General features: G+C 60.8%; 13 protein-coding genes. All 13 read left to right on the top strand.

Annotated elements, in window-relative coordinates; genetic code table 11:
- Nucleotides 1-46: 46 nt before the first annotated feature.
- The 13 genes from ACIQ47_RS01740 to hflX all read left to right on the top strand — a co-directional run bounded on the left by ACIQ47_RS01740 (nucleotide 47) and on the right by hflX (nucleotide 13,318).
- Entirely contained in the window at nucleotides 47-1,063 is a 1,017-nt protein-coding gene (locus ACIQ47_RS01740; RefSeq protein ID WP_396436569.1) for an RluA family pseudouridine synthase, read from the top strand.
- Between the two features lie 128 nt (nucleotides 1,064-1,191).
- A complete protein-coding gene (gene scpB / locus ACIQ47_RS01735) occupies nucleotides 1,192-1,974 on the top strand; it encodes an SMC-Scp complex subunit ScpB (RefSeq protein ID WP_396436545.1) in 783 nt (260 codons plus the stop codon).
- A complete protein-coding gene (locus ACIQ47_RS01730; protein ID WP_396436544.1) occupies nucleotides 1,971-3,176 on the top strand; it encodes a pseudouridine synthase in 1,206 nt (401 codons plus the stop codon). Before scpB ends, ACIQ47_RS01730 begins: the two co-directional genes overlap by 4 nt.
- A 160-nt stretch (nucleotides 3,177-3,336) precedes the next feature.
- Nucleotides 3,337-3,762, top strand: coding sequence for a nucleoside-diphosphate kinase (gene ndk / locus ACIQ47_RS01725; RefSeq protein ID WP_396436543.1), 426 nt, complete (start codon nucleotides 3,337-3,339; stop codon nucleotides 3,760-3,762).
- A gap of 39 nt (nucleotides 3,763-3,801) precedes the next feature.
- Complete coding sequence (gene rlmN / locus ACIQ47_RS01720) at nucleotides 3,802-4,944, top strand: 23S rRNA (adenine(2503)-C(2))-methyltransferase RlmN (protein WP_396436542.1); 1,143 nt, start codon at nucleotides 3,802-3,804, stop codon at nucleotides 4,942-4,944.
- Nucleotide 4,945: 1 nt separating this feature from the next.
- Nucleotides 4,946-5,923, top strand: coding sequence for a helix-turn-helix domain-containing protein (locus ACIQ47_RS01715; RefSeq protein WP_396436541.1), 978 nt, complete (start codon nucleotides 4,946-4,948; stop codon nucleotides 5,921-5,923).
- A 2-nt stretch (nucleotides 5,924-5,925) separates the two neighbouring features.
- Complete coding sequence (gene ispG, locus ACIQ47_RS01710) at nucleotides 5,926-7,215, top strand: flavodoxin-dependent (E)-4-hydroxy-3-methylbut-2-enyl-diphosphate synthase (RefSeq protein WP_396436540.1); 1,290 nt, start codon at nucleotides 5,926-5,928, stop codon at nucleotides 7,213-7,215.
- Nucleotides 7,212-8,549: a histidine--tRNA ligase gene (gene hisS / locus ACIQ47_RS01705; RefSeq protein ID WP_396436539.1), complete on the top strand. Its 1,338-nt coding sequence runs from the start codon at nucleotides 7,212-7,214 to the stop codon at nucleotides 8,547-8,549. The genes ispG and hisS overlap by 4 nt, the downstream gene beginning before the upstream one ends.
- A gap of 24 nt (nucleotides 8,550-8,573) precedes the next feature.
- Complete coding sequence (locus tag ACIQ47_RS01700) at nucleotides 8,574-9,254, top strand: YfgM family protein (protein WP_396436538.1); 681 nt, start codon at nucleotides 8,574-8,576, stop codon at nucleotides 9,252-9,254.
- 5 nt (nucleotides 9,255-9,259) lie between these two features.
- Nucleotides 9,260-10,384: an outer membrane protein assembly factor BamB gene (gene bamB / locus ACIQ47_RS01695; protein ID WP_396436568.1), complete on the top strand. Its 1,125-nt coding sequence runs from the start codon at nucleotides 9,260-9,262 to the stop codon at nucleotides 10,382-10,384.
- A 19-nt stretch (nucleotides 10,385-10,403) separates the two neighbouring features.
- Nucleotides 10,404-11,744 (top strand): ribosome biogenesis GTPase Der, encoded by a 1,341-nt coding sequence (der, locus tag ACIQ47_RS01690; protein WP_396436537.1) that lies wholly within the window; start codon nucleotides 10,404-10,406, stop codon nucleotides 11,742-11,744.
- A gap of 70 nt (nucleotides 11,745-11,814) precedes the next feature.
- Nucleotides 11,815-12,078, top strand: a complete 264-nt coding sequence (gene hfq, locus ACIQ47_RS01685; protein WP_040506060.1) for an RNA chaperone Hfq — start codon at nucleotides 11,815-11,817, stop codon at nucleotides 12,076-12,078.
- Nucleotides 12,079-12,121: 43 nt separating this feature from the next.
- Nucleotides 12,122-13,318, top strand: a complete 1,197-nt coding sequence (hflX, locus tag ACIQ47_RS01680; RefSeq protein ID WP_396436536.1) for a GTPase HflX — start codon at nucleotides 12,122-12,124, stop codon at nucleotides 13,316-13,318.
- Nucleotides 13,319-13,359: the final 41 nt, after the last annotated feature.

Genomic DNA, 13,359 nt, shown 5'->3' with positions numbered 1-13,359 from the left:
GACACCTTGATTGTTGAACCCTTTGATTATATCGACCGACCCCGAAATGCATGACCCCGGCGAGCTGGCCGAAGATGCTGAGCACGCGCTTGAAGCGTCGCAAGAAGATGCACAAGAAGATGCACAAGAAGAGGTGCGCACGGCAGCCGTCCCTGTGACCCTGCATGGCCAGCGTCTGGACAGGGTATTGGCACAGTTGGTTCCCGAGTTTTCGCGCAGTTATTTGCAGCAATTGATCGAGCAAGGTGAGTTGCTGATCGATGGCCGCGTGACCACCAAGGTCTCGGCCAAGGTGCGGCTGGGGCATCTGCTGCAAATCACCTTGCGGGCCACGCCGCAGTCACAAGCCTTTGTGCCCGAGGCCATGCCCATCGATGTGGTGTACGAAGACGCGCACCTGCGCGTGGTCCACAAGCCGGCGGGTTTGGTGGTTCACCCGGCGCCGGGCAATTGGCGCGGCACGCTGCTCAATGGCTTGCTGGCCTTGGACCCGTTGGCCAGTGAAGTGCCCCGCGCAGGCATCGTGCACCGGCTGGACAAGGACACCAGCGGACTGATGGTGGTGGCCCGCACGCGCCAGGCCATGGACGCATTGGTGGCCCAGATTGCTGCGCGTCAAGTGCACCGCCAATACCTGGCCTTGGGCCATAAGAACTGGACCGGCCCGTCAACGCGCACGCTCGAGGCCGCCATCGGCCGAGACCCGGCCAACCGTTTGCGCATGGCCGTGGTGGACCTGGCCCACCAATCGGGCAAAACAGCGGCCACCACCTTCGATCTGCTGGCCCAAGGCGAGCGTTGCTGCTTGGTGCGTTGCACCTTGCACACGGGGCGCACGCACCAGATTCGGGTGCACATGGCGCACCTCGGGCACCCCTTGTTGGGCGACGCGGTGTACGGTGGCGCCCCGCTGGGTGGCATGGTGCGCCAGGCCTTGCATGCCTGGCGGCTGGCCTTTGAGCACCCGATCACCGGCCAGAGCATCGACCTGACGTCGGCTTTGCCCGAGGACATGGCCCAGGCCTTGCAAAATTTGGGCCTCAGTTACAATCTGTCCCCTTGACGCGCCACCAAGGCCGTTGACCCTGACCCCTTTGGAGGGTCTTTGGCAGTTCTGAACTGCCCTATTCACACGCCGTGAGGCGTTTTGCCACTTCGCCGTGAGGCGTTTTTTTCCGAAAGACCGACACCATGAATACGGCGCAAGCCAAGCGTGTCCTGGAAACGGCCCTGCTGACAGCGGGCCAGCCTTTGTCGCTGCGCGACTTGCGCGTGCTGTTTGACGATGCGCTCGGGGCCGACACCCTGCGGCTGATGCTGCAAGACCTTGAACTTGAATGGGCGGGCAAAGGCCTGGAGCTGACCCGCGTGGCCAGCGGTTGGCGTTTTCAAAGCCGTCCGGAGTTGCGTGTTTACCTGGACCGTCTGCACCCCGAAAAGCCCCCCAAATACACCCGCGCCGTGCTGGAGACCCTGGCCATCATCGCCTATCGCCAGCCGGTCACTCGTGGTGACATGGAAGACATCCGGGGCGTGACCATCGGCTCGCCAATCATCAAGCAGCTGGAGGACCGGGGCTGGGTCGAGGTCATTGGCCACCGCGAAACGGTGGGTCGTCCCAGCTTGTTTGCCACCACCCGCCAGTTTCTGGACGATTTGGGTCTGGCCGCTTTGGACCAATTGCCCTTGCTCTCCCAAGTCGATTCGCCCATGTCGGCCCTGGCCGGCATGCTGGACGAGTCCCCGGCGCAGGCCAGCCTTTCGCTCGAAGAGGCTCTGGCCGAGTCTGCCGAATCAAGCTTGGCGGGTGAACCCCGCTCTGCCGCGGCCTTTACCGAAGCTGCCAACGCCCCCCAAAATGAGCTTTCCAGCCCTGCATTGAGCGACCCGCTCGGCGATGACCACTCGGACGCCAATTTGCCCGACGTGGACCCCGCCAACCCCGGCCACGGCCAAGAAAACACCCCCACATGAACGATTCTTCCTCCAACGCGCAGGGCCAACGCTCTGGCGTTTACGCCGCTCGCAAAACGGGTGCTGCCAAAGCAGCCCCCACGCCTTACAAGGCGATTGACCTGGCCGATGTGGTCTCTGGCCAGTTCGATGACGAGGACGCAGCCGAAGCGGTGGCGCAAGACCTGGGCAAGCGCGTGCTTGCCCCCCAAACCGACTCGCCCAAACTGCATAAGGTGCTGGCCCAGGCCGGCATGGGCTCGCGCCTGGAGATGGAAAAACTCATCACCGAAGGCCGCATTGTCGTGAACAACGAACTCGCCCATGTGGGCCAGCGTGTGCAATACGGCGACCAAATCAAGGTCGACGGCAAGCCGATCCGCATCCGCATCGACCCGCCGCCCGCCCGTGTGATCGCCTACCACAAGCCTGCTGGCGAGATCGTCAGCCACGACGACCCGCAAAACCGCCCCTCGGTGTTTCGCAAACTGCCGCGCCTGCAAAACGGCAAATGGCAGTCGGTGGGCCGCCTGGATCTGAACACCGAAGGACTGCTCCTGTTCACCAGCTCGGGTGAGTTGGCCAACCAGCTCATGCACCCGCGTTTTGGTCTGGAGCGCGAATACGCCGTGCGTGTTCTGGGTGCCCTGAGCAAAGACGAAAAGCAAAAGCTGTTGGACGGCGTGATGCTCGAAGACGGTCCGGCCCAGTTCGGCTCGATCGAAGACGGTGGCGGCGAAGGCTCCAACTGCTGGTACCGCGTGACCATCTCTGAAGGCCGTAACCGCGAAGTGCGCCGCATGATGGAATCTGTCGGTCATGCAGTCAGTCGCCTGATCCGCATCCGTTATGGCGCGATGGTGCTGCCGCACGGTTTGCGCCGTGGCGCTTGGCTTGAACTCGACGAGGCCGATATCCGCGCCTTGATGCGGGCGGCGGGCACGAGCGAGCGTCCCCGCCCCGTCACAGAGCAGCCGACCCGCACCAACCGCAATGACCGGCGCCCCCGCACCGGTGGACAAGGCCGCGCAGGCACGGCCGTGCCCCGCGCCAAACCGGCCGCCAAGCCCAACCAGGCACCGGGAGGGTCTGGCTTGCATGCCCAATCTGATGCCCCCAAAAGTGAGGCCAAGTACATTGGCGCCGAAAGCTTCAACCGCCTGAAAAAAGCGCCGGCCACCCCAGGTCGAGGTGGTCGAGGCGGTGGTGTACGCAGCCGCTGAAGATCGGCTTTGGCTGTCTTGGCAGCTCAGGGCGGCCAAATCCCGTTTCCTCTGTCGGCCATCGGCTGGCGGGGCCATTTTGTCACCCACTCAGGTTAGAATGGTGGGCTTTGTCGCAAGGCAAAAATAGTTAAAAATCACCTCTTAACAGGAAAAAACCATGGCCATCGAACGCACTCTTTCCATCATCAAGCCCGACGCTGTCGCCAAGAACGTCATCGGTCAAATTTACGCCCGTTTCGAAGCCGCTGGCCTCAAAGTGGTCGCTGCCAGAATGGCCCACCTCTCTCGCGGCGAAGCCGAGCAGTTTTACGGTGTGCACAAAGAGCGTCCTTTCTTCAAGGACCTGGTTGATTTCATGATCTCCGGCCCTGTGATGATCCAGGCCCTGGAAGGCGAGAACGCCATTGCCAAAAACCGTGACCTGATGGGTGCGACCGATCCCAAGAAAGCCGCCGCCGGCACCATCCGTGCTGATTTCGCTGACAGCATCGACGCCAACGCTGTGCATGGCTCCGATGCGCCTGAAACGGCTGCCGCTGAAATCGCCTTCTTCTTTGCCGGCATGAACGTGTACGCACGCTGATCGCGTTGTGGACCGCACGCGCCCCTGCGCCCTGACCCCATGACGACCAACCTTCTCGAATTCGACCTGGAAGGTTTGGCCGTTTTTTGCGAGGGTCTGGGCGAAAAGCGCTTTCGAGCCACGCAGTTGTTCCGCTGGATCCACCAGCGGGGCGCTGTGGATTTTGATCTGATGAGCGATCTGGCCAAGTCCTTGCGCCAAAAGCTCCAGTCCCACGCGCGCGTCGCGCCACTTCCCCTCATCAGCCAACACATTTCAGCCGACGGCACCATCAAATGGTTGTTTGACGTCGGCGATGGCAACGCCATCGAATCGGTGTTCATCCCCGAAGACGATCGGGGCACCTTGTGCATTTCATCTCAGGCCGGATGCGCCGTGGGCTGCCGTTTTTGCTCGACGGGTCACCAAGGTTTCAGCCGCAACCTCACCACGGGTGAGATCCTGGCCCAGCTGTGGTTCGCCGAGCATTTCTTGCGCCAGCACCTGAACACGCCAGACCGCGTCATCTCCAACGTGGTGATGATGGGCATGGGCGAGCCGCTGCAAAACTATTCGGCCTTGGTGCCCGCCTTGCGCGCCATGCTTGACGACCACGGTTATGGCCTGTCGCGCCGCCGCGTCACAGTGTCCACTTCAGGGGTGGTGCCCATGATCGAGCGCTTGTCGAGCGATTGCCCGGTCGCGCTGGCCGTGTCGCTGCACGCACCTTTTGATGCGCTGCGCGACAACCTGGTGCCGCTCAACCGCAAATACCCGCTCGATGAGCTCATGCAGGCTTGCATTGGCTATCTGGCCCATGCGCCGCGCGACTTCATCACCTTTGAATACTGCATGCTCGATGGCGTCAACGACCAGCCCGAGCACGCCAGCGCCTTGATTGACCTGGTGCAAAAACACGCCCGCCAGGGTCTGCGCTGCAAGTTCAATCTGATTCCCTTCAACCCTTTTCCGGCCTCCGGTTTGCTGCGTTCACCTCAGGCTCGCGTGCAGGCTTTTGCCAAGCAGTTGCAAGACGCCGGTTTGGTCACCACGGTGCGCAAAACCCGTGGCGATGACATCGATGCGGCCTGCGGCCAGCTGGCCGGAGATGTGAAAGACCGCACCCAAGTGCAATCGCGGATGGCCGAGCAACGCACCATCCACTGGGTCCCCCTGTCCGCTGTGACTTTTTCGGAGCCTTGACATGACACCAAGCCTAAAAACCGAGTCCGGACCCCTGGTCGACAGTTCTGAGCCCCCTGTTTTGGCTGTGACGGCAGGGCAGTTGCTGCGCAAAGCGCGTTTGAAGGCGGGCATCCACCTGGCCGTTTTGTCGGTCACCTTGAAAGTGCCGGTGCGCCAGCTGGAGGCTTTGGAGGCGGATCAGCTTGACCCGGGCAAAGGCCCCGTCTTTTACCGGGGCCTGGCTTCCGGCGTTTGCCGTCACTTGCAAACCGACGCTGCACCGATTTTGGCCTTGTTGCCGCAAATGTCCTCCCATTTGGAGCCTCTGCGAAGCGCCATCAAGCCCCTTGAAGATGAGGCCTCTGTGGGCATCGCTGGTCTGCCTTGGGGTCGCATGGTTTCATCCAAAGTGGTCTGGAGTGCCGCATTCATGCTGTTTTTGACAGGCGCGTTGCTTTGGTTGCCCGGTCCGTCTCAGTGGGCTTGGTTGGAGGACGTCCAATCCTTGATGGCTGACGAGGTGGTTTCTCAACAAGTCGGCGAACCTGTTTCGCTGCCTGTGTTTGCCGCGCCATTGCCCACCTTGGAAGCTTCTGATGCAAAAACCACGAAGTCGTCAGCGTCTTCGGTCTCTATGGCTCCCAATGCGGCAACGACCGCAGTGGCGACTGCGCCCATGGCATCCAAGAGTACGCAAGTGCTCCCTGCCAATCCAGCGACAGCCATGGCATCGTCTTCTGCAGGCCGTACTGATGCATCCCCCGAATGGGTGTTTTCCGCTTCGGGCGACAGTTGGCTGGAAGTGCGCAACGCGCAAAAAGCGGTGGTCTGGAGTGGTGTGGTCAAGGCCGGCGAAAGCACCCGAATCCAGAGCCCTTTGCCGGTGAGTGTGGTGGTCGGCCGTGCACAGGTGGTCAGCGCAACGCTGCGCGGCCAAGCTTTTGACCTCAAGCCCCACACCCAAGTGACGGTGGCTCGTTTTGAAGTGAAGGAGTGAACATGTCATCTGCAAACTTGCCACTGAGCCCTGAGCCGATTGCGATTGCGCGTCCTGCAGTGCGGCGCAGTCGCCAGTCCCAAGTGGTCTGGGGCTCGCGCGTCGTCACCGTCGGCGGCGGCGCCCCAGTGCGCGTGCAGTCCATGACCAATACCGACACGGTCGACGTGATCGGTACCGCCATTCAGGTCAAGGAACTGGCCATTGCAGGTTCCGAGATGGTGCGCATCACCGTCAACACCCCCGAAGCCGCTGAGGCGGTGCCGCACATCCGCGACCAGCTCGACAAAATGGGCATCGACGTGCCCCTGATCGGTGATTTTCATTACAACGGCCACCGGCTGTTGACCGATTACCCAGCGTGCGCCGAGGCCTTGTCCAAATACCGCATCAACCCCGGCAACGTGGGCAAGGGCGACAAGCGCGATGTGCAGTTCGGTCAGATGATCGAAGCGGCCATGCGTTTCAACAAAGCCATCCGCATCGGCGTGAACTGGGGCAGTCTCGACCAGGAGTTGCTGGCCGATCTGATGGACACCAACAGCCAGCGCGCCCAGCCTTGGGAAGCGCGCCAAGTCATGTACGAAGCGCTGATTTCATCGGCCATCTCCTCTGCCGAACGGGCTGAAGCCATGGGCTTGAACGGTGCGCAAATTGCCCTGTCCTGCAAGGTTTCAGGGGTGCAAGATTTGATCGCTGTTTACCGCGAGCTGGGCCGCCGCACCGACTACGCCTTGCACCTGGGCCTGACCGAAGCGGGCATGGGCACCAAGGGCACGGTGGCTTCGGCGACGGCTTTGTCGGTCTTGCTCCAAGAAGGCATTGGCGACACCATCCGCGTCTCGCTCACGCCTCAGCCGGGTGAAGCCCGCACGCAAGAGGTGGTGATCGCGTCTGAGATTTTGCAGTCGCTGGGCTTGCGCATTTTTGTGCCCAGCGTGACGGCTTGCCCCGGCTGCGGCCGCACGACCAGCAGCACTTTCCAGGAGCTGGCCAAGCAGATTGACGACTTTTTGCGTGCACAAATGCCCGTCTGGCGTGCGCATTACCCCGGGGTGGAAAACCTCAAGGTGGCGGTCATGGGCTGCATCGTCAACGGCCCTGGTGAAAGCAAACACGCCGACATCGGCATCAGCCTGCCGGGCACGGGCGAAGCGCCTGCGGCTCCGGTCTTCATCGACGGCGAAAAACGCCTGACGCTGCGCGGTGAAGGCATTGCGCAAGAGTTTCAGGTGCTGGTTGAAAACTACATTGAGAACCGTTTTGGTTCCGGATCTGCAGTACCAAAATGAGTGAGCCGTTGAAAGAAAACGCCCCCAAGGTTGAAAAGGTGGCCAAGGCCCAAAAGCTGGTCGGCGTCAAGGGCATGAACGACATCCTGCCGCCCGACTCGGCGCGTTGGGAATGGCTGGAGCAGCAAGTGCGCGCCTTGATGGCGCGTTATGCCTACCGCAACGTGCGTTTGCCCATTGTTGAGCCCACGGCCTTGTTTGTGCGCGGCCTGGGTGAGGTGACCGACATCGTTGAAAAGGAGATGTACTCCTTTGAAGACCGCCTGAATGGCGAACAACTCACCCTGCGCCCCGAGGGGACAGCAGGACTTGTGCGCGCTGTGGTCGAGCACAACCTGCTTTACGAAGGCGGCAAGCGCCTGTATTACATGGGCCCCATGTTCCGCCATGAGCGCCCGCAGCGCGGTCGCTACCGCCAGTTTCACCAAGTCGGTGCCGAGGTGCTGGGTTTTGGTGGTGCCGAGGTGGACGCTGAACTGATCTTGCTGGCCAATGACCTGTGGAAGGTGTTGGGCCTGAAAGATGTGCGCCTGGAACTCAACAGCTTGGGCCAACCCGCAGAGCGTCAAGCCCACCGCGCAGCCTTGATTGCCCACCTTGAAAAGCACAGCGATGTGCTGGACGAAGAAGCCAAGCGCCGGCTGCACAACAACCCGCTGCGCATCCTGGACACCAAGAACCCGGCCATGCAAAGCGTGGTGGAGGCGGCCCCCCGTTTGCTCGACTTTTTGGGTGAAGCGTCCTTGGCCCATTTCAATGCAGTCAAAGCCATTCTGGATGCCAATGGGGTGGCCTACAGCATCAACCCGCGCTTGGTGCGTGGCATGGATTACTACAACCTCACGGTGTTCGAGTTCATCACCACCCGCCTGGGCTCGCAGGGCACGATTTGCGGCGGTGGCCGTTACGACTACCTGATTGAGCAAATTGGCGGCAAGCCAACACCTGCGGTGGGGTGGGCCTTGGGTGTCGAGCGCGTGCTTGAGCTCATCAAGGAGCAGGGCGAGACCTTGCCCGATTTGGCCCCCGACGTTTACGCCATCATCCCAGAGACCGCCACCTTGCCCGTGGCCATGCAGGTGTTGCAGAGCTTGCGCGCTTGTGGCGTGTCGGCTCAGATGCATTCTGGCTCGGGTGACGGCATGGGCAGCATGAAGTCCCAGTTCAAAAAAGCCGATGCCTCGGGTGCGCGTTTCGCCCTGGTCTTTGGTGCCGAAGAATTGGCCCAAGGCCTGGTGGCGGTCAAATCGCTGCGTGACGGTGAAGGTGCCCAGCGCACCGAGCCGCTGAACACTGTGGCCGCGTGGGCCCACAGCCTACAATCCGCGCTTTGAAGCGCTCAACTTTTTAATCACACCATGGCCAAAGCCCTCGACCTTGAAGAACAAGAACAACTCGACCAGATCAAACACTTCTGGAAGAAATACGGCAACCTGATTTCCTGGGTGTTGATAGTCGTTTTAGGCAGCTATGCGGCTTGGAACGGCTACCAATATTGGCAACGAGACCAGGCGGCCAAGGCCGCTGTGCTGTTTGACGAGGTCGAGCGCGCCGTCACTGCCGGAGATGTGGTCCGTGTGGAGCGCAGTTTGGCCGACATGAAAGAAAAGTTCGGTGGTACGCAATACGCCCACCAGGCTGCCTTGCTGGCGGCCAAGGCGTTGCAGGCCAAAGACAAGGCCGAAGCCGCCCGCGCCGCTCTGAAGTGGGTCGCTGAAGTGGCACCCGACCCTGCGTACCGCGACATTGCGCGTTTGCGACTTTCTGCACTCTTGCTCGATGCCGGCTCGAACGACGAGGCGCTGGCCCAGTTGAGTGCGCCCTTTACCCCGGCCATGGCGGGTTTGGCGGCTGATTTGCGTGGCGACGTCATGCAAGTCAAAGGTCAAAAAGGCGAAGCGGTCAGTGCTTATCAAAGCGCGTGGCAACTGTTGAGTGACAGTCCCGATTACAGGCGATTGGTGCAAGCCAAGCTCAATGCTTTGGGCTTGGATCCAGAAACTGCCAGCCTGGCCACTGCGACAGGAAGCACCAAGTGACACGTTTGTTCAATTCTCTGTGCGGCCGCTGGTTGGCTGTGACCAGCTTGTGCGTGTTGTCGGCTTGTTCCAGTGCCCCCGACAAGCCAAAGCCTTCGCCTTTGCCCAGTGTCACTGGCTCTTGGACGGTGAAGCAGGCCTGGACTAACCAAATTGGCGAGGTCAGCACCCCCCTCATGGCCTCTGCCCATGGTCAGCAAGTGGCTGTGGCCTCTACGGCAGGCCAGTTGGCCCTGATCGATGCGGCCAATGGCCGCGATGTCTGGCGGCTGAACTTGGGCGCGCCCATTCAGGCCGGCGTTGGCGGTGATGGCCAGCGCTTTGCAGTGGTCACGCGCAACAACGAACTGGTGACCGTCGAAGCGGGCCGCGTCCTTTGGCGGCAAGCTTTGCCCGCCTTGTCTTACACGCCGCCTTTGGTGGCGGGTGCCCGCGTGTTTGTCTTGACAGGCGACCGTGCCGTGAGCGCCTTTGATGGGACCACGGGCCAAAAACTCTGGACGCAACAGCGTCCGGGGGACCCACTGGTGTTGCGCCAAGCCGGTTTGCTGATGCCGGTGGGAGACCAGCTGCTGGTCGGTTGGGGCGGGCGTCTGGTGTACCTGAACCCTTTGACGGGTGCTGTGCGCTGGGAAACCCTGGTGGGCAGCACCCGTGGCACCAACGAAGTCGAGCGACTGGTTGACTTGGTGGCCGGTGCCAGCCGTGTTGGCAGTTCGGTGTGCGTGCGCGCGTTCCAGACCGCGGTGTCCTGTGTCGATGGCACCAATGGCCGCATGGCTTGGAGCCGCCCTGCCAACGGTCACCAAGGCCTGGACGGTGACGCCCAAACCCTGTGGGGCGTCGAGTCTGACGGCAAGCTGCTCGCCTGGCAACGTGCTTCGGGTGCACCCCTTTGGACGCAAGAGGCTTTGCGTTTTCGGGGCGTGAGCATGCCTTTGGCTTGGGGCCAAGCCCTGGTGGTGGGTGATCAGGAGGGCTGGGTGCATGCACTCTCGCCCCAAAACGGGCAGCCCTTGCAACGCATCGGTACCGATGGCAGCGCCATCACCGGCCGCCCTGTGGCCGCAGGTCAGACTTTGGTGGTGGTGACACGCACCGGGGGCGTCTTCGGATTTCGCCCTGAATGATGGATCGGAAAATTTTTAAGTGAAACCTGTACTGGCCCTGGTTGGCCGCCCGAATGTGGGCAAATCCACGCTGTTCAACCGCCTCACCAAGAGCCGGGATGCCATCGTGGCCGATTTTGCGGGTCTGACCCGAGACCGCCATTACGGCAATGGCAAACAAGGTCGCCAAGAATTCATTGTGATCGACACGGGCGGTTTTGAGCCCGATGCCAGCAGCGGCATCTACAAAGAGATGGCCAAGCAGACCCGGCAGGCCGTGGCCGAGGCTGACATGGTCATTTTTGTGGTGGACGCCCGTGGTGGGCTGTCAGCGCAAGACCACGACATCGCCAAATACTTGCGCAAGATTGGCAAACCCTGTTTGTTGGTGGCCAACAAAGCCGAAGGCATGCTCGAAGGGATTCAGTTGACCGAATTCTATGAATTGGGTCTGGGCGAGGTGATCGCCATTTCGGCCGCGCACGGGCAGGGCACACGCGGTCTGGTCGAGCTGGCTTTCGAGTCGCTGAATTTGCCCGACGAACCCGAAGAGACCGACGAAGACCCTTCGGTCATCAAACTGGCGGTGGCCGGTCGCCCCAACGTGGGAAAGTCCACCCTGATCAACACCTGGTTGGGCGAAGAGCGCCTGGTGGCTTTTGACATGCCGGGCACCACGCGGGATGCCATCAGCGTGCCGTTTGAGCGCCAAGGCCAAAAGTTCGAGCTGATCGACACGGCCGGTTTGCGCCGCAAAGGCAAGGTGTTTGAGGCCATTGAAAAGTTTTCGGTGGTCAAAACTCTGCAAGCGATTGAATCGGCCAACGTGGTTTTGCTCTTGCTCGACGCCGAGCAGGGCGTGACCGATCAAGACGCGCACATTGCTGGTTATGCCCTGGAAAGCGGCCGCGCCATGGTGCTGGCCATCAACAAGTGGGATGCCATCGACGAATACCAGCGCCAGTTGGTGCAGCGCTCGATTGAAAACCGCTTGCCGTTTTTGAGCTTTGCCAACATGCACTTCATTTCGGCCAAAAAACGCCAGGGTCTGGGTCCTGTCTGGGCCTCGATTGTGCAGGCGCACAAGTCGGCCATGTGCAAAATGAGCACGCCCATCCTGACGCGTTTGTTGCTAGAGGCCGTGCAGTTTCAGAGCCCCCAACGTGGCGGCATGTTCCGCCCCAAACTGCGTTATGCCCATCAAGGTGGCATGAACCCGCCCGTGATCGTGATCCACGGCAATTCGCTGGAGCACGTCACCGACACCTACAAGCGCTTTCTGGAAGGACGCTTTCGCAAAGCCTTCAGTTTGGCCGGCACGCCGATGCGAATTGAAATGAAAACATCGACAAATCCCTTTGCAGACAAAGAATCCAGCTGAGATTTGAGGAATTCATATTTCTCCAAAATCACGCCCCTTTCCCTGTGGTAAGGTCAAGGCTTTAAAACTTCTGAACACGGAGAATATCGTGAGCAACAAAGGTCAACTTTTGCAAGACCCCTTTCTGAACGCACTGCGCAAAGAACACGTGCCGGTGTCCATTTACCTCGTCAACGGCATCAAACTTCAAGGCCAAATTGAATCGTTCGACCAGTACGTTGTGCTTTTGCGCAATACGGTCACCCAGATGGTTTACAAGCACGCCATCTCGACCATCGTCCCCGGTCGTTCCGTCACCTTCAGCACCCCTGAAACGGGTGAAATCACCGCTTGATGCGGTTTTTGCTCGCCCGGCGGTGTGACACCGCCTCTGCAGGTTGCTGACATTGTCTGAAACTTCTTCCCAACCAGCCGCGCCGACCTTACTGGTCGGCGTTGACTTTGGGCTGCCGCATTTTGACGGAGAGCTGCAAGAACTCGGCCTTTTGGCCGAGTCTGGCGGCTTAAAGCCGGTGGCGCGCCTGACCTGCAAACGCAAGGCCCCGGACCCAGCGTTCTTTGTCGGCAGCGGCAAGGCCGACGAGATCAAGGCCTTGGCCCTGATGCACGGGGCGGTCGAGGTCTTGTTCGACCAGTCCCTGAGCCCGGCGCAGCAGCGCAATCTGGAGCGCCACATTGGTTTGCCGGTGAATGACCGAACCTTGCTGATCCTGGAAATTTTTGGCCAGCGTGCGCGCAGTCACGAGGGCAAACTGCAAGTGGAGCTGGCACGCCAGCAGTACCTGAGCACCCGTCTGGTGCGCCGCTGGTCGCACTTGGAGCGGCAAAGTGGTGGTATTGGCATGCGGGGTGGTCCGGGTGAAACCCAAATCGAGCTGGACCGCCGCATGATCAACGACTCGATCAAGCGCATCAAGGAGCGTTTGCTCAAGGTCAAAAAGCAGCGCAACACCCAGCGGCGACAGCGCGAGCGGCGCGACACCTTCAACATTTCGCTGGTGGGCTACACCAACGCGGGCAAATCCACACTGTTCAATGCCCTGGTCAAGGCCCGCGCCTTTGCCGCCGACCAGTTGTTTGCCACCTTGGACACCACCACGCGCCAGCTCTATTTGGGCGAGGCGGGTCGCTCGGTTTCCTTGTCGGACACGGTGGGTTTCATCCGTGATTTGCCGCACGGTCTGGTCGAAGCCTTCCAGGCCACATTGCAGGAAGCCACGGAGGCGGATTTGCTGCTGCATGTGGTCGATGCTGCCAACCCGGATTTTCCCGAGCAGATGGCCGAGGTGCAAAAAGTGCTGGCCGAAATCGGTGCCCATCAGGTGCCGCAATTGCTCGTTTTCAACAAACTCGATGCGCTGCCCGCTGAGCGTTACCCCTTGCAGATGCAAGACCAGTACGAACTCGATGGTGATCCCGTGCCGCGTGTGTTTCTGAGCGCGCGAAGCGGCGAGGGTCTGGCCCTTTTGCGCTTGGCGCTGTCTGACATCGTGAAGGCGGCGCTGCCTGCAGCCCAGTCACCAGAACCCGATCCCCGTGAGTTGTACCGGGAATATCCCGGCGACTTGCCTTGAGTGGCCCTTAAATTCGGCACAATACTGTTTCGTCCTTCAGA

Origin of the sequence: Limnohabitans sp., from assembly GCF_044373035.1 — a bacterium.
In the GTDB taxonomy this organism is placed as follows: Bacteria; Pseudomonadota; Gammaproteobacteria; order Burkholderiales; family Burkholderiaceae_C; genus Limnohabitans_A.
Note: the sequence above shows the minus strand (reverse complement) of the source record. Positions and strands in the feature narration are given on the sequence as shown.